At 42.4% G+C, this 20,686-nt stretch carries 16 protein-coding genes; 12 read left to right on the top strand and 4 right to left on the bottom strand.

All coding sequences use genetic code 11. The features are described 5' to 3' along the window. Window positions 1–82 precede the first annotated feature (82 nt). Together AEQ18_RS05925 and AEQ18_RS05920 are read left to right on the top strand one after the other, a co-directional pair. On the top strand, window positions 83–4,321 hold the full coding sequence (locus AEQ18_RS05925; protein ID WP_054115451.1) for a 2-hydroxyacyl-CoA dehydratase: 4,239 nt from the start codon (window positions 83–85) through the stop codon (window positions 4,319–4,321). A 188-nt stretch (window positions 4,322–4,509) separates the two neighbouring features. Continuing rightward, complete coding sequence (locus AEQ18_RS05920) at window positions 4,510–5,217, top strand: GntR family transcriptional regulator (protein WP_054115450.1); 708 nt, start codon at window positions 4,510–4,512, stop codon at window positions 5,215–5,217. A 144-nt stretch (window positions 5,218–5,361) separates the two neighbouring features. Here AEQ18_RS05920 and AEQ18_RS05915 read toward each other — a convergent pair whose 3' ends face one another. Beyond that, entirely contained in the window at window positions 5,362–6,015 is a 654-nt protein-coding gene (locus AEQ18_RS05915; RefSeq protein ID WP_054115449.1) for a YigZ family protein, read from the bottom strand. Between the two features lie 99 nt (window positions 6,016–6,114). Between AEQ18_RS05915 and AEQ18_RS05910 the strand changes: the two genes are divergently transcribed. From AEQ18_RS05910 to hpf, 5 genes are all read left to right on the top strand, one after another. Then, window positions 6,115–6,408: a DUF7662 domain-containing protein gene (locus AEQ18_RS05910; protein WP_054115552.1), complete on the top strand. Its 294-nt coding sequence runs from the start codon at window positions 6,115–6,117 to the stop codon at window positions 6,406–6,408. Window positions 6,409–6,480: 72 nt separating this feature from the next. Further along, entirely contained in the window at window positions 6,481–6,801 is a 321-nt protein-coding gene (locus AEQ18_RS05905) for a PTS sugar transporter subunit IIB (RefSeq protein WP_005228768.1), read from the top strand. 98 nt (window positions 6,802–6,899) lie between these two features. Then, window positions 6,900–8,213: a DEAD/DEAH box helicase gene (locus tag AEQ18_RS05900; protein ID WP_054115448.1), complete on the top strand. Its 1,314-nt coding sequence runs from the start codon at window positions 6,900–6,902 to the stop codon at window positions 8,211–8,213. Between the two features lie 34 nt (window positions 8,214–8,247). Beyond that, a complete protein-coding gene (locus AEQ18_RS05895; protein ID WP_235505494.1) occupies window positions 8,248–8,886 on the top strand; it encodes a phosphoribosyltransferase family protein in 639 nt (212 codons plus the stop codon). Between the two features lie 133 nt (window positions 8,887–9,019). Then, complete coding sequence (gene hpf, locus AEQ18_RS05890; protein ID WP_054115446.1) at window positions 9,020–9,577, top strand: ribosome hibernation-promoting factor, HPF/YfiA family; 558 nt, start codon at window positions 9,020–9,022, stop codon at window positions 9,575–9,577. A 157-nt stretch (window positions 9,578–9,734) separates the two neighbouring features. Here the strand turns inward: hpf and AEQ18_RS05885 are convergent, their stop codons facing one another. From AEQ18_RS05885 to AEQ18_RS05875, 3 genes are all read right to left on the bottom strand, one after another. Beyond that, window positions 9,735–10,604 carry a sugar ABC transporter permease gene (locus AEQ18_RS05885; protein ID WP_054115445.1) on the bottom strand — a complete coding sequence of 290 codons (870 nt, stop codon included), beginning with the start codon at window positions 10,602–10,604 and terminating at the stop codon, window positions 9,735–9,737. A 3-nt stretch (window positions 10,605–10,607) separates the two neighbouring features. After that, a complete protein-coding gene (locus tag AEQ18_RS05880) occupies window positions 10,608–11,954 on the bottom strand; it encodes a carbohydrate ABC transporter permease (RefSeq protein ID WP_054115444.1) in 1,347 nt (448 codons plus the stop codon). 72 nt (window positions 11,955–12,026) lie between these two features. After that, the gene (locus AEQ18_RS05875; RefSeq protein ID WP_054115443.1) at window positions 12,027–13,289 is read right to left on the bottom strand and encodes an extracellular solute-binding protein; all 1,263 of its coding nucleotides are present in this window, start codon (window positions 13,287–13,289) and stop codon (window positions 12,027–12,029) included. Window positions 13,290–13,705: 416 nt separating this feature from the next. Between AEQ18_RS05875 and secA the strand changes: the two genes are divergently transcribed. The 5 genes from secA (at window position 13,706) to cls (ending at window position 20,651) form a co-directional block, all read left to right on the top strand. Beyond that, the gene (gene secA / locus AEQ18_RS05870) at window positions 13,706–16,210 is read left to right on the top strand and encodes a preprotein translocase subunit SecA (RefSeq protein WP_054115442.1); all 2,505 of its coding nucleotides are present in this window, start codon (window positions 13,706–13,708) and stop codon (window positions 16,208–16,210) included. Between the two features lie 83 nt (window positions 16,211–16,293). Next, window positions 16,294–17,401, top strand: a protein-coding gene (prfB, locus tag AEQ18_RS05865) for a peptide chain release factor 2 (protein WP_152911889.1) whose coding sequence is annotated in 2 segments (ribosomal slippage) — window positions 16,294–16,365 and window positions 16,367–17,401 — 1,107 coding nt in all. Because the reading frame shifts where the segments join, the coding sequence is not laid out codon by codon here. A gap of 115 nt (window positions 17,402–17,516) precedes the next feature. Then, window positions 17,517–18,203, top strand: coding sequence for a cell division ATP-binding protein FtsE (gene ftsE / locus AEQ18_RS05860; RefSeq protein WP_054115440.1), 687 nt, complete (start codon window positions 17,517–17,519; stop codon window positions 18,201–18,203). Further along, entirely contained in the window at window positions 18,196–19,080 is an 885-nt protein-coding gene (gene ftsX / locus AEQ18_RS05855) for a permease-like cell division protein FtsX (protein WP_054115439.1), read from the top strand. Before ftsE ends, ftsX begins: the two co-directional genes overlap by 8 nt. A gap of 125 nt (window positions 19,081–19,205) precedes the next feature. Next, entirely contained in the window at window positions 19,206–20,651 is a 1,446-nt protein-coding gene (gene cls / locus AEQ18_RS05850) for a cardiolipin synthase (protein WP_054115438.1), read from the top strand. Window positions 20,652–20,686: the final 35 nt, after the last annotated feature.

Genomic DNA, 20,686 nt, shown 5'->3' with positions numbered 1-20,686 from the left:
AATTGTTTTACAATAGACATAAGTATTATAACAAACAGTTTGTTAGTTATTCAACAATGTGTTGTTTAAATGGAGGCCCAACATGAAAAAATTCAAAGCAGGCATTGACGTAGGATCGACAACGGTCAAATTTGTTGTGCTTGATGAAGAAAATAGAACGATTTTTGCGAAATACGAACGCCATTTTGCAGATATCCAAGGTGCAACCGAAAAGATTTTGACAGATGCCAAAGAGATTATTGGCGAAGAACCGCTGGCTTTGGCGATTACTGGTTCCGGTGGTATGGGGCTTGCGGAAGTCCTGCATATTCCATTTGTACAGGAAGTGATTGCTTGTACTGAAACAGTAGAAACCTTTATTCCTGAAACCGATGTGGCGATTGAATTAGGTGGAGAAGATGCCAAGATCACCTTTTTTGAAGGGGCACTGGAACAAAGGATGAACGGCAGTTGTGCAGGTGGGACAGGGGCGTTTATTGATCAGATGGCCGTGTTACTGAAAACCGATGCCAATGGGGTCAATGAATTAGCGAAAGATTATCAAACCCTTTATCCGATCGCATCTAGATGCGGCGTTTTCGCCAAGACCGATGTACAGCCTTTGATCAACGAGGGGGCAGCGAAAGCAGATATTGCAGCGAGTATTTTTCAAGCAGTCGTCAACCAAACGATTGCTGGATTGGCGGCAGGTCGCAAAATCAAAGGCAAAGTAGCCTTCCTTGGCGGTCCGCTTTATTTCATGTCAGAATTGCGCCAACGCTTTGTTGATACGCTAGATTTGCAACCAGAGGATATTATCTTCCCTGACAATCCTCAATTATTTGTGGCGATGGGGGCAGCCTTATATGCAGAAGGCGCATTATCGATCACCACGCTGCTGGATCGTTTGGTCAACGGGGATCAAGGGAAATTGGTTCCGACAGATACTTTACCACCTTTGTTTGCAGATGAAGCAGATTTGGCTGCTTTTCGCAGACGTCATGCACAAGCTACGGCACAAGAAAAGCCATTAGCAACTCACAAAGGCCCTACCTTTCTAGGTATCGATGCCGGATCCACCACGACGAAGGTCGTATTGATCAATGACGTCGGGGATATTCTTTTTTCTTTCTATGGAAACAACGAAGGGGAACCATTGGCAACTACCATGACCGTTTTAAAAGATCTTTACAAAAAAATGCCGGCAGATGTCTTCATTGCCAAATCAACCATCACGGGATATGGAGAGCATTTGATCAAACATGCCTTGAAAGTCGATCTCGGCGAGGTGGAAACAATGGCGCATTACAAGGCCGCCAATCATTTTCAACCGGGTGTCGATTTTATCTTAGATATCGGTGGACAGGATATGAAAGCCATGACCATCAAAGACGGGGCGCTGTCTTCGATTCAATTAAATGAAGCGTGCTCTTCAGGGTGCGGTTCCTTTATTGAAACTTTTGCCAAATCGATGAATCAAGATGTACGAGATTTTGCACAAGCTGCAGTCATAGCCAAAACTCCAGTAGATCTAGGCTCAAGATGTACAGTCTTTATGAACTCAAAAGTCAAACAAGTCCAAAAAGAGGGCGCTTCAGTTGGTGATATTTCGGCCGGCTTGTCTTATTCCGTCATCAAAAATGCCATCTATAAAGTGATCAAGGTCAGACGTCCTGAGGATCTAGGCAAAAAAATCGTTTGTCAAGGCGGTACATTCTATAACGAAGCAGTCTTGCGGGCCTTTGAATTGATCAGCGGTCGGGAGGTCATCAGACCTTCGATTGCGGGGCTGATGGGGGCTTACGGTGCAGCGCTGATCTCATTGGAAAATTATGAGTTGGGTACTGAAAGTACCCTGTTGTCGCTGAATGAGATGGAAGCCTTTGAAGCGGAAAAAGAGTTTACCCATTGCGGCTTATGTGAAAACAATTGTTTGCTGACTGTCACCTTGTTTTCGGATGGTCGGAAGTTTATCACGGGAAATCGTTGTGAACGAGGCGCCCGAATCAAAATCAAGAAAGAAGACCGCAAAGTCAATTTAGTCGATGAAAAATATCGGCGATTGTTTAAGTATCGTTCTTTAAGGAAAAAAGAGGCCATTCATGGGGAAATTGGGATGCCGCGGGTATTGAACTTATATGAAAACTATCCGTTGTGGCATACCTTCTTTACTGAATTAGGCTTCAGAGTCACGTTATCACCACGCTCGAATAAAGATCTCTATGAAAAAGGCATTGAAACCATACCTAGTGACACCGTATGCTACCCAGCAAAACTAGCCCATGGACATATCCAATCCTTGATTGACCAAGAGATTCCGTTGATTTTTTATCCTGGAATCATCTTTGAAAGAAAAGAAACACTGAGTGCTGAAAATCATTTCAATTGTCCAATCGTCCAAAGTTATCCTGAAGTGATCCGAAACAATGTGGATGCGATTCGGGAAGGCCTAGTCGATTATCGGTGCCCATTTTTGAATCTGGCGGATGAGGGATCAATGGTCAAAACACTGACGACGGCTTTTCAAGATTTTCAGTTTTCAGAAGAACAGATAGCAACAGCGTTACGTCATGGATTTGAAGAACTCGATCAATTCAAAGCGGATATCGCTGCAAAAGGGGAAGACACCTTGCGGATGCTGATGGAAACCAATCAAAAAGGCATCGTGCTGTCTGGTCGGCCGTATCATTTGGATCCAGAAATCAATCATGGTATCGCAGAAGTGATTACCCAAGAAGGGTTTCACGTTTTGACAGAAGATAGCATTGCCCACTTAGGCAATGTTGGCAATCTGCGGGTAGTCGATCAATGGGTCTATCATTCAAGGTTGTATGCAGCCGCTCGAGTAGTTGCCAAAAATAAACAACTGGAGTTGGTTCAATTGAATTCCTTTGGTTGTGGGATCGATGCGGTAACGACAGATCAAGTAGAAGAGATCATGGCTCAATATGGAAAATTGTATACCGTCTTAAAAATCGACGAAGGGGCAAATCTCGGTGCGATCCGGATTCGTCTACGCTCGCTGAAAGCAGCCGTCAATGAGCGAGAAAAAATGAAATTTGAACCGAAAAAGCAGTTCGATGAACCAGCTAAGATCACATTTACGAAAGATATGCGCAAACAGCACACTTTATTGCTGCCTATGCTGTCGCCGATCCATCAAAGTGGTTTGGTAGATGTCGCATTGCAAGCATCGGGCTATCGCGTTGTCTGCTTACCTGCAGATGACCGGGAAGCCGTCAATGTCGGTCTGCGTTTTGTCAATAACGATGCTTGTTATCCAGCAATCATCTCAATTGGCCAACTCGTAGAAGCATTGCAAAGCGGGACTTACGATGTGGATAATACCAGTGTCTTGATGACCCAGACCGGAGGCGGTTGTCGCGCAACGAATTATATTCCGTTGTTGAGAAAAGCACTGAATGATGCCGGATTCCCGCAAGTACCAGTTGTGTCGATCTCAATGGGCAATACAGGCGTTGAGTCTAATCCGGGCTTTCGTTTTACCTATCCAATGATGAAACGCGTCGCAGTTGCATTCTTATATGGTGATTTATTTGAACGCTTGGTCTATCGGACACGTCCGTATGAACAAGTGGCAGGGGCAGTCGATCAACTGCATCAAGACTGGATCAAAAAAATCGAGAAAAATGTACGCAATGGCTCATTTACCTTATTTAACCGTCAATTGAAAAAAATCATCCAGGATTTTGATACCATCCCATTAACAGATGCCCGCAAGCCACGTGTAGGTGTTGTCGGTGAAATTTTGGTGAAATACGCACCAACAGCCAATAACGATATTGTGCGTTTGTTAGAGGCGGAAGGTGCAGAGGCCGTCGTTCCAGATATCATTGGGTTTATGAATTATTCATTGTACAACCAAGTCTGGCGTTATGAACATTTAGGTATGGCCAAGAAAAGCCAAATGCTGGCGAGTTTCATGATCGCTATGATCGAAAAAATCCAAAAGCCCATGGACAAAGCTTTACGGGCGTCACAACGCTTTGAAGGAATTGACTCGATCCATCAATTGGCGGATGAAGCCAGTAAGATCATTTCAATCGGCAATCACACTGGTGAAGGTTGGTTCTTGACTGGGGAAATGATCGAGTTGTTGAAACATGACGTCAACAATATTATTTGCTTGCAGCCCTTTGGTTGTTTGCCAAACCATGTCGTCGGCAAAGGGGTCATGAAAGAACTGCGTCATCAATACCCCAAAGCCAACATTGCGGCCATCGACTATGATCCGGGGGTTTCAGTGGTCAATCAGCTCAACCGTATCCGCTTATTGATGGCGACTGCCAATAAAGCGATGGTTGCTGAATCAAAAGTCTAAGAGACCTAAACCAATTTACACAGAACTGCTAACAGCTTGAACCTGTATTTCAGTCAATTCTTTGCAACTAGGCTTTAAACCTAAGCAAAGAATTGGCTGAATTTCGTTTTTTAAGGATTTTTTTCGGCTATTCTATTGGTATTTTAGGTATATACCAGTTATAATATAGAGGAACGGAGGAATGTATTGTGGTGGAAAAATTACCTGTTTATATTCAAATTCATGATCAAATCAAAGCAAATATTGAAGATAATACATACAAAATCGGCGACCGTTTGCCTTCTGAACGGGAACTATCCAAACAATTTGGTGTCAGTCGAATGACTTTACGGCAAGCTATTCAAACATTGGCCGATGAAGGTATCCTTGAACGAAAAATCGGCTCAGGGACTTATGTTGCACGCCAAAAAGTGCAGGAGAAAATGAGTGGTACGACTAGTTTTACTGAAATCATGCATTCTTTAGGCCGTGTGCCATCAAGTAAGGCGGTTGCTTATTTTTTGACAGCGCCCAGTTCAAGTGAAATGGAGAAACTGCAACTTGCCGGACACGAAACGATATTACGAATGGAACGGATCCGTTACGCGGATGATGTGCCGATTTGTTTTGAAGTCGCAAGTATTCCTGAGAAATTGATTCGGGATCTCAGCAAAGAAGAAATCATCTCTTCCTTGTATAAAGTTTTAGAAGAAAAAGGACAACATAAAATTGGTGGTTCTTCTCAAACGATTTCTGCAATGGTCGCGTCTGAACAAATCGCAGAATACTTAGATTTAAAACGAGGCGATGCGATTTTACGGATGCGGCAAATCACTTCCTTTGAAAATGGCCAACCTTTTGAATATGTCAGAACCCAATATGCTGGCAGCCGCTTTGAATTTTATATGGAAAAGTAGCCGATCACGGATACGCATAAACAAGCCGATAGACAGCATAACAATGGATAATATGTCATCCATGCGCAGTTTTATCGGCTTGTTTACACTATATTCGGTTATAGAGGATTTATTCCAGATTTATTCCAGGAATGGACAGTATGGTCAACCGTCGGAAGCTGAGAGCGAAGGAATCGGTTTTTCGACATAAGAGGCAGGTCCCTGTTCGATCGTGACCTGTCCTTGCAACAGATCGATCAATGCCGCTTCGATGCGGTCTTTTTCTGAGTCGGGGACCAGCAATGTCAGCTCGATTTTGTCGGTATAGTTGATTTCTTTCGTTTCGATTTGGTGCAAATCCAAGTAGTTCTGTAACTTTCCCAATAAAGAATAATCGATGGTTAATATCAATGATTGATGAAAGATGCCTTCGACAAGACCGACATGATTCAATCCGGTTGAAACAGCACTTGAATAGGCCCTGATCAAGCCGCCAGCACCTAATTTCGTGCCGCCGAAATAGCGTGTGACAACAGCCGCTACATTGATCAACTGGTTTTTCTTTAAGACTTCTAACATAGGCACACCAGCTGTACCGCTAGGTTCACCATCATCGCTGCTGCGCTGGACTTCGTTATGGGAACCCAGCACATAGGCACTGCAATTGTGGTTGGCTTTCCAATGCTCTTTTTTGATTTGTTGAATCAATTGCTTGGCTTCCTCTTCATCTTCAATTCGTTTTAGAAAACAAATAAAGCGGGACTTTTTGATCTCGATTTCACTTAGACCGTCGTGACTGATCGTTCGGTAAGATTCGATAGTCTTCGCCTCCTTTTGCTTTTAGTATAGGCAAAAAGGGCACAAGATTCAAATACCAATATCATTTGTAAAAAAATAAATTCAAAGGAGGCGTTGACGCTGGGCAGACGCAAAAAGTACGATTCAATTACCCATTACCTCAAAAATAACGGCGGCTCACAAGTCACACTGACATTTACTCAATTTGATGAATTTCTTTTCCCAGCAACTGGATTGCCCCGCAGCGCCCGCACGAATAGTGATTGGTGGGCCAACGATTACCGTCACCCTGAAAATGGCGCCTATGCGTGGTTGAATGCTGGATATGAAGTCGTTCATGTGAATTTAAAAAAAGAGTATATCGTTTTTAATCGCTTGGTCAAATCAAACTGGTTGATAGATAGAAAGCGTTGACAAATTCGTAACTTGATTTATACTAGAGATAGGAAATGTTATCTTATTCTTAAAATCCAGGGAGTGTTCGATATGGCAAAAAAGACAATCATGTTAGTTTGTTCTGCAGGGATGAGTACAAGTTTATTAGTAACAAAAATGCAAAAAGCTGCTGAAGCGAAAGGTTTAGAAGCAGATATCTTCGCAGTTTCAGCATCAGAAGCTGATCAACATCTAGAAAGCAAAGATGTCAATGTGCTATTATTAGGACCGCAAGTTCGTTTTATGAAAGGTGATTTCGAAAAACGTTTAGCACCTAAAGGCATTCCATTAGAAGTCATCAATATGGCTGATTACGGTATGATGAATGGCGAAAAAGTCCTAGATCAAGCGTTGACTTTGATTGGGGAGTAATCCATTCCAATAGCTGAAGATATCAAAGAGAAGTATTGCAGTGAAAACTGTCGTACTTTTCTTTTTTTTGCGTATTTGTTCTTAGGAGTGTGATGTGAATGGATATGCTTTTTGGCAAGCAATACCTAATAGATAAAACGCAATTGCCTGAGGACCAACAAGGGCTCTATTGTCGGGCGGGGCTGGTCATAGAAGGGTCTTTGGTCATCTGCCAGCGTTGTGGAGAAAGACACCGAAAATCTGACGTACAATTACCGTCACAATGTTATTACTGTCCTAGTTGCAGTCGTTATGGCCGGATTACTTCTGAGGATGTGTTATGCTGGCAAGAACATCGATTGCAACCGATGGCGCATCAAATCGTGTTTCCCGGACCGTTGACCCCTTTCCAAAAAGCGCTCTCTGATCGCTTAGTCAAACATTATCAAGCCGGTCGTTCGATGTTAGTTTGGTCCGTGACAGGCTCTGGGAAAACAGAAATGATCTTTGAAACGATTGCTGCAGCCCGTAAAAAGGGTGAGCGAGTGGCAATCGTATCGCCGCGGATCGATGTCTGTCGAGAGCTGTATCCCAGGATCCAACAGGCGTTCCCCAATGAAGATTGTTTGCTCCTGCATGGCGATTCTGAAGAACCCTATCGTTATACCAATTTATTGGTGGCAACGACCCATCAACTACTGCATTTTTACCAAAGCTTTCCATTGATCATTGTAGATGAAGTTGATGCGTTTCCGTATGAAGGAGATCGGCAATTGCATTATGGATTGCAACATGCGTTATCAGAAACAGGCTGTTTGGTCTATCTGAGCGCCACACCATCGGACCGATTGTTAAAGGAAATCAAGGGAAGATTTGAGATAGAAAAAATGCCCCTGCGCTTCCATCAGCGGCCATTGATCGTGCCCCAGCTGTGTTGGATTGAGAGATGGCGGCAGCTAGATCAACGCAAAAAATGGCGCCGTCCTTTGATCAATATTATGCGCAGATTGGCAGAAAAAAATTTCGTATTGGTCTTTTGCCCGAGTATCCCTTATATGGAACGAATGGCCGCACTCGTTGCCAATGAACTCAGCGACTATATCGTTTCCAGTGTTTCCTCGAAAGACCCGCAGCGAGAGGAGAAGGTATTAGCCGCCCGTCAGCAACAATTTCAGATATTGTTCACCACGATGATCCTGGAGCGAGGGGTGACTTTCGAAAGTGTTTCAGTGGTGGTCTTAGGGGCCAACCATTCGATCTATACCAAATCAGCCCTCGTTCAAATTGCTGGGCGCGTTGACCGCAAAGGGGCGTTTCATCATGGCGAAGTGTTATTTTGCTATAACCAAATGACAACAGCGATCCGACAAGCGATTACCGAGATCAAACACATGAATCAATTGGCAGAAAGGTGGTTAGCTGATGAGATGTAATTGGTGCATGCAGATAGTTTTAAGAGACATATCGATGCTGGAGTTGTTGTGGCCACTGTTGATCCCGACCAGCATACGCTGTCACGCATGCGAAAAACGTTTCGCATGGATCGATGGGCAGACCTGCTGTCCATCATGTGGGAAGCATGCGTCGGCATACTGTTCAGATTGTCAGAGCTGGGCCAGTGCTTATCCGGGGTTCACCCTCAAACATCGAGGAATATTTGCGTATAATGAGGGAATGAAAGACTGGCTTCATCAATATAAATTGATGGGGGATTTTCGCTTACGGGAAGTCGTGGCAGCAGATGTCAAGAAAGCGCTGAAAACCTATCGCTATGATTGCTTGATTCCAATCCCGTTATCTGCGGACCGCTACAACGAACGTGGCTTTAATCAAGTAGCAGCAGTTCTTGATACAGCAGCGATCGCCTATCAGGAATGGCTGCTAAAACCCGTTTCTCTTGTCCCGCTCGCCACGTTGTCAAAGCTTGAGCGTATGGCGATCCAGCAACCATTTTCTTTAGTTGATGGTGCAGAAGAAGAGATAAAAGGGAAGAGGATTTTGTTGATCGATGATGTCTATACCTCTGGACGGACGTTATATCATGCAGCTGAACTGATTCATAGTTGTCAGCCGGCATCCATTGAATCAATATCGTTTGCCCGATAACTTTATTTGAAAACGCTTGAAATTTATATTCGATTTACTAGGCAAATTCATCATAGTTCGATATAATAGAATCAAGAAGAAGAAAAGAGTGGTCCTTTTCCTTCTTTACTGGTAGACGAAAGGGGTAATTTTTATGTTTAGATACAATGTGCGTGGCGAAAATATCGAGGTAACAGAAGCAATCCGTGACTACGTAGAAAAAAAAGTAGGTAAACTAGAACGTTATTTTAATGATGTGCCGGAAGCAACAGCGCATGTCAATTTAAAAGTATATACAGAAAAAACCGCAAAAGTGGAAGTAACGATTCCACTGCCATTCTTGGTTCTACGTGCGGAAGAAACGTCACCTGATTTATATGCTAGTATTGATTTAGTCGTTGACAAATTAGAACGTCAAATTCGCAAGTTCAAAACAAAAATCAACCGCAAATCAAGAGAAACAGCATTGGTACCGCCAACTGATGGTGATTTGTTCACTACAGAATCAAATGATGAGGAAACCAACGGTTCAGACTTGGATATCGTGCGTACAAAACGTTTATCATTGAAACCAATGGATAGTGAAGAAGCTGTTTTACAAATGAACATGCTTGGACATAACTTCTTTATCTTTGAAGACGCTGAAACCAATGGCACTAGCATTGTCTACCGCCGCAAAGATGGCAAATATGGCTTGATTGAAACCGATTGATCATTGGCTGTCTTTGACAACACGTAACACCCCAATTAAATAATCTGGATAGAGCAGCCATAGCTGCTCTATTTTTTTGCCAAAAAAAACTGTATGTCACCTTATCTCAATCAAAGATAAGTGACATACAGTTTTTCTGCATACAGGCCATCGATACTTATTTGACAGACCCTGAGGTAATCCCTTGAACATAGTATTTTTGCATATAGATAAAGAGCAAAGTGATTGGGATCGCAATCAATACACATCCGGCTGTAAAGGACATGAACAATGAATTTGCGGTCGTTTTGGTCATCATCGAATAGAGACCAATCGCGACGGTATAGTTTTTCACATCATCCCCCATAATGATTCGTGCAAAGATAAAGTCCATCCAAGGCCCCATAAAGGCCATCAAAGACGTATACACGATGATTGGTTTAGATAAAGGTAAGGTGATTTTTGTAAATATATCCCATTTATTGGCGCCATCAATCATTGCTGATTCATCTAAAGCCATTGGAATCGTGTCGAAGAAGCCTTTTGCTACATAGAAACCTAATGCGGCACCTGCAGAATAAACCAAAATCAATGCCAACAGGCTCTGGGTTAAGTTCAATGCTTTGAGGATATAGTAGACTGCGATCATACTCATAAAGCCAGGGAACATATTTAAGACCAATGCAACTTTCAAAAACGGTTTTCGCAATTTGAAGCGTAATCTTGACAATGAGTAAGCCATTGCGATGGTGATAAACGTTGAAAGCAAACAGCTGCACGCTGCAACAAATAATGTGTTTAAGAACCAACGTACAAATGGGTAATTTCCAGATGCGTTGGTGAGTAGTTGTCGATAGTTTTCCAATGTAAATTCTTTTGGAATGATATAGGGAACGAAAGCACCACCTTCGCTTCTGAAGCTTGTGAGAACGATCCACACGATGGGGAATAACCACACAACGGACAAGATGATCAGAATCGTGTAAATCAAGAAGCGTGTGTTCGATTGTCCTTTTCTGTAACTGCTTTGTTTTGCTTTAGTAGCCATAGATCAGCCCTCCTTATAAGAATTGGTTCGCGTATAGGCAAATAGACTAAAGACTGCTGATAGAATAAAGATCAAAATACCGATGACGGACGCAAGGTTATAATCCATTGTATTCACAGTCAAGTTGTACAGCCAAGTCACTAGCAGGTCGGTTGAACCGGCACCATAATAGTTGGAATTGGAAGGCCCGCCGCCAGTCAATAGGAAAATGACATTAAAGTTATTGATATTGCCGATGAATTGTTGGATCAGCGCAGGCATCATCACGAACAAAATTTGCGGAAAAGTGATCGAACGGAAAATCTGCAAGCGGTTTGCGCCATCAATTTCGGCAGCTTCGATTTGTTCTTGGTCTAAGTTCTGTAAAATCCCAGTGGTGACTAACATCGTTGCAGGTATACCGATCCACATATTGACAAAGATAATACTCACTTTCGCAAATAAAGGGTCTGTCAAAAAGGGAATGGCAGAATCGATCCAGCCGAGATTCAACAAAATCGAATTGATAGGTCCAGATCCATTCAATAAGTTTCTCATGATCAGGAGTGAAACAAATTGAGGAACAGCCATGGTCAAAACAAAAATCGTGCGCCATACTTTTTTATAGCGAATGCCTTTTGCGTTGATCAATAGCGCCAAAATCACACCGAAAAAGAAACAAGTGATCGTTGCTAAAACGGCCCAAATCAATGTCCAAGCCAAAACTGGAAAGAAGGTGGATGCCATGTCACCGGAGATCACATTGGTGAAGTTTTTCAACCCGACCCAAGTGAACAGATTCTTGGGTGGCAAGTTTTTATGGTCATAATTTGTAAATGCGATTGAGATCATATACAAGAGCGGTAAAATCGTAAAAAAGAGGACCCCAATCAAAGGAATGGTCATTAAGGTTGCATGAAAGCGTTCGTTGACTAAACTACGCAGATCATCCATAGTCGATGGAATGGGCTGACCAGATTGTTTTAACATGTATAGATTGCGTGCGCTCTTCAGGTTGAGAACATAGAGCACGATCAGTAAAACGCATACGAGGAAGGAGGCAATCCCGAATAATAACAGTAGCATTGAATTATCGCCTTTTTGTAAAATATCGATGCCTAGTTCTTCGTTGTAGACCAATCCTTGTTTTTGGGTACCTAATGTTTGCAGCATCAGTAATGCATGGAATCCGTTCCGTATGAACCAAGCGAGAAAACCGATCTGTGCTACTAAGAAGATGATTCCTTTAAGCCATTGTTTGTGGGCGAGATTGGCGCAGCCCATAATCAAGAATGAGGCTTTCTCAGACCAATCACCCTTTTGCAGCACTTCTCTAAATGTTACAGTGGCTTTACTTTTTTTATTGAACATCTGTATTCACCTTACTTTCTTTCCTTAACTAGAAAAGGGAAAGCAGGCTTTCCCTTTTCTATCCCATATTGATTATTCGCTTACTTTTGAAATATCAGAAACAAATTTATCTAATTTGTCTTGGAATTCATCTGGACTGATTTGTCCTTTGTAGGTATCGTTGATCAAAGCATCCATTGGTGGCCAGAAGGAAACCATTTCAGGTAGTTTCGGCATAACAACAGAGTGTTCGTTATCAGACATTTCCATCACTGCTTTTGCCACTGCGTCGGAAGTGACTGCCTCAGATGCTTGGGCGTCTTTGTTTGATGGAACAACACCATTCTCAGTGAATTCAATTTCTTGTGTTTCTTGATTGCTCAAGTACTCAGCCAAAGCCATTGCTGCTAGCGGTGATTCTGTTTGTTGATTGACTGCATATAATTTGACCCCTAAGAAGGCCTTCATTTGTTGTGCGCCACTTCCAAAATCGATCGTAGGATATGCGGCAACGCCCATGTTATCGCCTAATGCTTTTTCAACATCATTTTTAGACCAAGGACCAGAAAGGAATGCATCAGATTTCCCAGATTGTAAATCTGATAGGGCAGATTCGCTTGCTTGCAACACACCTGAATTGTCTTTTTGATCAGCGATCCATTGCATCACTTCGATGCCGGCTTCATTATTAAAGTTTGTTCCACTAATATCTTCACCATTTTCACCATATAAGACATTGCCATTACTCATAAACAATGGACCGAAGATATAGTTGGCACCATCTTCAGCAAAGTTGGTACCGATCACGCCTGCTGACGTTAGGCCTTCCCAAGTTTTGACATCATCTTCAGTTAAAGTAGACGTATTGTAGTAAAGGACTTGCGACTCAACACCATATGGATAGCCATAGATTTTGTCTTGCCAAGTCACAGCATCAACTGCAGCTTCAACATTGTCTTCTTTGATCGTTTCAGATTGTTTTGTTCCTATTGGATAAATGAGACCAGCTTCAGCCATTTGTCCGACTTGATCATGAGGCATCATAAACACATCGGCTGCTTGCTCAGGATCTTTCGATACATCTGCTTTGGCATCTGCTGATGAACCGGCAGCGACAGTCACGGTCACATCTGGATATTCTTCTTCGAATTTATCGACTTGACCTTGTAACGCATCAATATGTTCAGTGTCGACCCATAATTTGATATCTCCTTCAACTTTGGCGCTTGTTTCTGTATCGCCAGCTGTTGAGGTATCTGTTGCATCGTTGCTGCTGCTGCCGCAGGCCCCTAAGACCACTGCGGATAAACTAAGAATGCTGCCCCCAATAAGTAATTTCTTTACATCTACCTTCATCTTATTTCCTCCTAATATGAATGATTACGTTTACATCTATCATTATGCAACCGATTGCGGTTATAGTCAAGCTGTAAATTGTTTTTTTTATAAAATAAATCTAGAACCTTGATATAACAGTAATACAGAGTATTTTAAAGATTTTTCAGACGATTTAATGTAGTTTTTAAAAACAAAAATTTGTATTTTTTCTAGAAATGCTCAAAATATAGTGGAGTTTCAAAGCAAGCGGTTGCGAAGGTGAGGCTAAATTCAATTTGGTCAAGAATAATGAGAAAACCAGCTTATGGATTAAGTTTTTATAGCAGGATGGACTTCCATCACGAAAATTATTTCATTTATGATGAACAAGTGATAAAATGGTTAGGAGAGTTTATAGCTTGGAAAAGTAGATATAAAAGGAGAATTAGTTACGCATGGCCAATTTTTTTAGAAAATTAATCGAAAACGATAAAAAAGAATTAAAACGTCTTGACCATATTGCCAATCAAGTTGAAGCCCACGCGGATGAAATGGCCGCTTTAACAGATGAACAAATTCGTGAAAAAACCGATGAGTTTCGTCGCCGTTATCAAGGTGGAGAAACATTGGATCAATTATTGCCTGAAGCTTTTGCAGTCGTCCGTGAAGCAGCGAAGCGTGTGCTTGGTTTATATCCTTATCATGTCCAATTGATGGGTGGGGTCGTCTTGCATGACGGCAATATTCCTGAGATGCGTACCGGTGAAGGGAAAACCTTGACGGCTACATTGCCCGTTTATTTAAATGCAATCAGCGGAGAAGGCGTTCATGTTGTCACAGTCAATGAATATTTGGCAACACGTGACTCAACTGAGATGGGCGATCTTTACAACTTCTTAGGTTTGACAGTAGGGTTGAATATCAACTCGAAGTCTGCTGAAGAAAAACGTGCTGCCTATGCATGTGATATCACATATAGCACAAACAATGAACTTGGATTTGACTATTTGCGGGACAACATGGTGGTTTACCGTCATCAAATGGTCCAACGACCTTTGAATTATGCCATCGTCGATGAAGTCGATTCAATCTTGATCGATGAAGCCAGAACACCATTGATCATCTCTGGCCAAGCAGAAAAATCGACAGCCTTATATAATCGAGTAGACAATTTCGTTAAACGATTAAATGAAGAAGAAGATTATAAAATCGATATTCAATCAAAAACGATTGGCTTGACTGAAAAAGGAATCGAAAAAGCAGAAGAAACATTCGGCTTGAATAATTTATATGACATCGAAAATACAGCGTTGACGCACCACATGGATCAAGCATTGCGGGCAAATTATATCATGATCCGCGACTTTGACTATGTCGTTCAAGACGGAAAAGTGTTGATCGTCGATCAATTTACTGGGCGTATTATGGACGGCCGTCGTTATTCTGACGGATTGCACCAAGCAATTGAAGCCAAAGAAAGTGTTGAGATCGAAGACGAAACCAAAACAATGGCGACCATTACTTTCCAGAACTATTTCCGGATGTACAAAAAACTTTCTGGAATGACCGGTACGGCCAAAACGGAAGAAGAAGAATTCCGTGAAATCTACAATATGCAGGTTATTCAAATTCCGACAAACAAACCAATCGTCCGGGATGATCGTGCAGATCTGCTTTACCCAACATTGGAAAGCAAGTTCCAAGCAGTTGTTCAAGATATCAAAGAACGTCACCGCAAAGGGCAGCCAGTCCTAGTTGGTACAGTAGCTGTTGAAACGTCTGAATTGCTTTCAAGCATGTTAGATCGTGAAAAAGTGCCTCATGAAGTGTTGAATGCCAAAAACCACTTTAAAGAAGCAGAAATCATCCTAAATGCGGGTCAAAAAGGCGCGGTAACGATTGCGACGAATATGGCTGGTCGGGGAACAGATATCAAATTAGGTCTGGATGTCGCTGAATTAGGCGGATTGGCCGTTGTTGGTACGGAACGTCATGAATCTCGCCGGATCGATAACCAATTACGGGGACGTGCTGGACGCCAAGGCGATCCTGGGATGTCACAATTCTATCTTTCTCTAGAAGATGATCTAATGAAACGTTTTGGTTCAGAAAGAATCAAAGTCTTCTTGGATCGTATGAAAATCGATGAAGAAGATGCTGTGATCCAAAGCAAGATGTTGTCAAAACAAGTTGAATCTGCGCAAAAACGAGTAGAAGGCAATAACTATGATACACGGAAGAACGTTTTGCAATATGATGATGTGATGCGGGAACAGCGGGAAGTCATCTATGGCCAACGACAAGAAGTTATCAAAGAAGACCAAGACTTATCACAAACATTGATGAATATGGTCAAGCGTTCGATCAACCGTGTTGTTGACAGCCATACACAGTTGGAAGAAACTGAATGGAATTATGAAGGCATCGTTGACTTTGCGGCAAATGCGCTGGTACATGAAGACACGATCTCGATCGACAGCATCAAAGGAAAATCTGCCCAAGAAATCAAAGACTATTTGAATCAGCGCGCGCAAGAAGTCTTTGACAAAAAGAAAGAGCAATTGAATAGTCCAGAACAATTACTCGAATTTGAAAAAGTTGTTATTCTACGTGTTGTAGACACAAAATGGACGGACCACATCGATGCAATGGATCAATTGCGTCAGTCTGTCGGCTTACGTGCCTATGGACAAAACAATCCACTGGTCGAATACCAAACAGAAGGCTACAATATGTTTGAAAATATGGTTGGCGCGATTGAGTATGAAGTGACACGGTTATTTATGAAGGCTGAGATCCGTCAAAATGTGCAACGTGAACAAGTGGCGCAAGGAGAAGCGCAAGGTGTTGAAGAAGCGCCTGCGAAACAAGAGCCAAGTTTCAAAAATGTCGGACGGAATGATCCATGTCCTTGCGGCAGCGGCAAGAAATTCAAAAATTGTCACGGAAAAAACATGTAAGAATGTGAAGGTGGAGTAGGCTGGCAGGAAATGATGTCCAGCCTACTTTTCCGTATCCATACCTATAGAAAGAAGGAATATCAATGGAAATCGCAGAGATTCGAAATCAATTAAATGAGATGCAAGAAAAAATAAATAGTTTTAGGGGGTCTCTTTGACTTAGATCAATTAGAAGAAGCTATCGCTGAAGCAGAACATCAGATGGCAGATCCAACCTTTTGGGACAACGCTGAGCATGCTCAAACAGTCATCAATGCCAATAATGCCAATAAAGAAACCTATGATCAATTCAATCAGCTAGCCGAAGAATTAGAAGAATTAGAGGTCATGCTGGAAATGATCCAAGAAGAACCGGATGCAGAGATGGAAGATGAATTATCTGAGCGCATGCACAAGTTGAATGACAAAATGGCGACGTACGAATTGGCGATGCTTTTGGATGAGCCTTATGACCGTAACAATGCCATCATTGAATTGCATCCAGGAGCGGGTGGTACTGAATCACAGGACTGGGGCAGCATGCTATTACGCATGTATACGCGATTTTGCGAACAACATGGCTATACGGTTGAAACATTGGACTATCAAGCAGGAGATGAAGCAGGGATCAAAAGTGTGACTTTGCTGATCAAGGGGCACAATGCATATGGTTATTTAAAATCAGAAAAAGGTGTTCATCGATTGGTGCGAATCTCACCTTTTGATTCGGCAAAACGTCGCCATACCTCTTTTTGTTCAGTTGATGTCATGCCTGAATTAGATGGGAATATCGATGTGGAGATCAATTCTGATGATTTGAAGATCGATACGTACCGAGCGAGTGGCGCTGGTGGACAACATATCAACAAAACGGAATCGGCCGTTCGAATCACGCATATTCCTACTGGTACGGTTGTGGCAAGTCAGGCGCAACGCTCACAATTAAAAAACCGAGAACAAGCAATGGGGATGTTGAAAGCCAAATTATACCAATTAGAAGTTGAGAAAAAAGAGCAAGAAGCTGCTGCACTTAGAGGCGAGCAAATGGAGATCGGCTGGGGTTCTCAGATCCGTTCTTATGTCTTCCATCCGTATTCAATGGTCAAAGACCATCGCACCAACTTTGAAACAGGAAATGTGCAAGCTGTGATGGATGGCGACTTAGATGGATTTATCGATGCCTTTTTGAAGCTAAAACTAAACCAAAAATAACCATGTATGCACTTAAACAGATTGACACACAATTGTAATCTGTTGCAAGCAACGTGCAATATATTCATGCTATAATAAGCCAGTATGAAAATTTTTGAGATGGAGAGATAGCTGTATGATTGAAATGAAAGACATAATGAAGAAGTACTCTAATGGTACGACTGCTATCCGCAACCTGTCGATCTCAATTGATCAAGGGGAATTTGTTTACGTTGTTGGCCCTTCTGGGGCAGGTAAATCTACCTTTATCAAATTGATGTATCGAGAAGAAAAAGCAACCAAAGGTGTATTGAATGTCGCGGGCTATGATTTAGTCGGCATGAAAAGTCGTGAAATTCCATTGATGCGAAGAGAAATCGGTGTCGTCTTCCAGGATTATAAACTATTGCCGCGCAAAACAGTGTTTGAAAATGTTGCTTATGCGATGCAAGTCATCGGGCGCAAACCCCGAGATGTTAAAAAACGGGTGATGGAAGTCCTTGATTTAGTGGGATTGAAACACAAAGTACGCGTTTTCCCGAGTGAACTATCAGGGGGAGAACAACAACGGGTATCGATTGCTCGTGCTATCGTCAATACCCCCAAAGTATTGATCGCAGATGAACCTACGGGGAATTTGGATCCAGAAAATTCATGGGAAATCATGAAACTGTTGGATCGGATCAACGCACAAGGGACGACTGTTGTCATGGCAACACACAACAGTACGATCGTCAATACGATCCGCCATCGCGTGATCGCAATCGAAAATGGCCGCATTATTCGCGACCAAGCGGAAGGAGAATATGGCTACGATGATTAGAACGTTTTTCCGTCATCTCCTTGAGAGTATCAAAAGTTTAAAACGTAATGGTTGGATGACCATCGCGTCATTAAGTGCGGTAACGATCACATTGACGTTGGTCGGCATTTTCTTAGGTGTCATCTTAAATGCCACGAAATTAGCAGAGGATATCCGTGAGAACGTCGATGTTTCCGTCTTTGTTGATATTGGCACGGAACAAGAGGACATGGATGCCCTTGAACAACAATTGAAAGATCTGCCGAATGTATCAGATGTTCAATTTTCTAGTCGTGACGACGAGTTGAAGAAAATCCAAGATGCTATGGGTGACTCATGGAACTTATTTGAAGGGGATAGTAATCCTTTATACAATGTCTATGTTGTTAGTGCAACCGATCCTGAGTATACCAAAGATATTGCAGATCAAGCGGGAGATTTAGCCAACGTCTTTAAAGCAGACTATGGTGGTGACTCTTCAGATAGGATCTTTTCACTATCGGCAGCTGTACGGACGTGGGGATTGGCAGCAGCAGTGCTCTTGATCTTTGTGGCAATGTTCTTGATTTCGAATACGATTCGGATCACGATCATGTCGCGACAAAGAGAAATCCAGATCATGCGTCTAGTAGGGGCCAAAAATGGCTATATTCGTTGGCCGTTTTTCTTAGAAGGTGGATGGATTGGTCTATTAGGATCAATCGTTCCGATTGCAATCATGTATTTTGGTTATCACCAAGTCTATGCATTGGTTAATCCTTCTTTGCTGCGATCCAATTATAGTTTGATCGCACCTCATTTGTTCTTGCTGCAAGTTTGCGGCATCATGGCGTTGATCGGTATTGTGATTGGTTCATTAGGGTCAGTCTTATCGATGCGTCGTTTCTTAAAAGTATAATGGAAAGAAAGCTGATTCTGATGAATCGGCTTTTTTTGTGAACGGAACTATTTGTGTGAAGTGCTGCTTTACATTAAGCGCTGTCTTCGATATGCTTGTTGAGAGTAAGGAGTGGAGGTGGCCGTATGTTTGATATGGATAATCTCGTAACGATTCTTTTTGTCGTCAATTTATTGTTATCAGCCATTATTATTTTCAGAGAACGCAAACAAACGGCGCAGACATGGGCGTGGCTTTTGGTCTTGTTATTTGTGCCGATCGTCGGTTTTGTTCTATATATCTTTCTTGGGAAGGGGATTTCTAAAGAAAAGATTTTTGATATGCGGACGCAGGCCAATGTCGGCTTGAATGTTGAGTTAGCGGAGCAGAAGCAAGCCCTCAAAAGACAACTCTTTCCCCATCCGCCGACTGATCAAGTTGAGGTCAAGCAATTGGTCTATTTGTTGACGGTTTTTGGGCAATCATTGTATACCACAAGCAATCAATTGACGCTATACACCGATGGCAAGGTGAAGTTTGATGCATTGATTGCGGATATCGATCAAGCCGAAGCGCATATCCACATGGAGTACTATATCTATCGTAGTGATGCTTTAGGGGGTTTGATCAATCAAGCTTTAGTGAGGGCAGCTAAACGCGGCGCCAAGGTGCGGGTCTTATTGGATGCATGGGGCAGTTCTCGTGTTTCATTGAAATTTTTCGAAGAACTGCGTCTGCATGGCGGTCAAGTATCGTTCTTTTTCCCGTTGTTTGTTCCTTATGTCAATCCGAGGATCAACTATCGCAATCATCGTAAAATCGTTGTTATTGATGGTCGAATTGGTTATACAGGCGGATTTAATGTAGGGGATGAGTATCTAGGTGAAGTTGAAAAGTTCGGTTATTGGCGGGACAATCATTTGCGTATTGTAGGTCCTGCTGTGTATTCATTACAGAATCGCTTTTTAATGGATTGGAATTCGCAACATAAGCTGGAAATCAAATATGACGAAGCACTATTTCCAACCATCCACACCACAGGCACAGTTGCAGCGCAAGTAGTAACCAGTGGACCCGATACAGAACGTGAAGAAATCAAAATGACCTATTTGAAAATGATCAATCTGGCGAAAAAAGAGATCCTGATCCAAACGCCTTATTATATTCCGGATGAATCGATCCATAATGCGTTGAAATTGGCTTTGATATCAGGGGTCAAAGTGCATATCCAAATCCCCAATAAACCAGATCATCCCTTTGTATATTGGGCGACTTATTCATTTGCGGCAGAGCTGTTGCAGTTTGGGGCTGTGATCGAAACCTATGAAAAAGGCTTTATGCACGCCAAAACCATGATCATCGATAGTGGCGTGGTATCGATTGGTTCTGCTAATATCGATGTCCGGTCCTTTCGATTAGACTTTGAGGTCAACACGATCATTTATGATGTAGAAACGGCTGCGCAGGCAAGGGATGCTTTTTTACGTGATTCAGCGGACGCGAAAGCATTAACGATCGAAGGCTACCAGCAACGCGCTGTCATGATCAAAATCAAAGAAGGATTGGCTCGGCTGATCTCGCCTTTATTATAAAAAAACTTTCACAGTGCAGTGCACTGTGAAAGTTT

The organism is Enterococcus sp. RIT-PI-f (assembly GCF_001297065.1).
Classification (GTDB): domain Bacteria; phylum Bacillota; class Bacilli; order Lactobacillales; family Enterococcaceae; genus Enterococcus_D.
Note: the sequence above shows the minus strand (reverse complement) of the source record. Positions and strands in the feature narration are given on the sequence as shown.

Coding starts and splice junctions, on each gene's coding strand:
- AEQ18_RS05925 (WP_054115451.1), top strand. CDS start 83: ATGAAAAAATTCAAAGCAGGCATTGACGTAGGATCGACAACGGTCAAA.
- AEQ18_RS05905 (WP_005228768.1), top strand. CDS start 6,481: ATGGCAAAAAAGACAATCATGTTAGTTTGTTCTGCAGGGATGAGTACA.
- AEQ18_RS05900 (WP_054115448.1), top strand. CDS start 6,900: ATGGATATGCTTTTTGGCAAGCAATACCTAATAGATAAAACGCAATTG.
- AEQ18_RS05895 (WP_235505494.1), top strand. CDS start 8,248: ATGCTGGAGTTGTTGTGGCCACTGTTGATCCCGACCAGCATACGCTGT.
- hpf (WP_054115446.1), top strand. CDS start 9,020: ATGTTTAGATACAATGTGCGTGGCGAAAATATCGAGGTAACAGAAGCA.
- AEQ18_RS05885 (WP_054115445.1), bottom strand. CDS start 10,604: ATGGCTACTAAAGCAAAACAAAGCAGTTACAGAAAAGGACAATCGAAC.
- AEQ18_RS05880 (WP_054115444.1), bottom strand. CDS start 11,954: ATGTTCAATAAAAAAAGTAAAGCCACTGTAACATTTAGAGAAGTGCTG.
- AEQ18_RS05875 (WP_054115443.1), bottom strand. CDS start 13,289: ATGAAGGTAGATGTAAAGAAATTACTTATTGGGGGCAGCATTCTTAGT.
- secA (WP_054115442.1), top strand. CDS start 13,706: ATGGCCAATTTTTTTAGAAAATTAATCGAAAACGATAAAAAAGAATTA.
- ftsE (WP_054115440.1), top strand. CDS start 17,517: ATGATTGAAATGAAAGACATAATGAAGAAGTACTCTAATGGTACGACT.
- ftsX (WP_054115439.1), top strand. CDS start 18,196: ATGATTAGAACGTTTTTCCGTCATCTCCTTGAGAGTATCAAAAGTTTA.
- cls (WP_054115438.1), top strand. CDS start 19,206: ATGTTTGATATGGATAATCTCGTAACGATTCTTTTTGTCGTCAATTTA.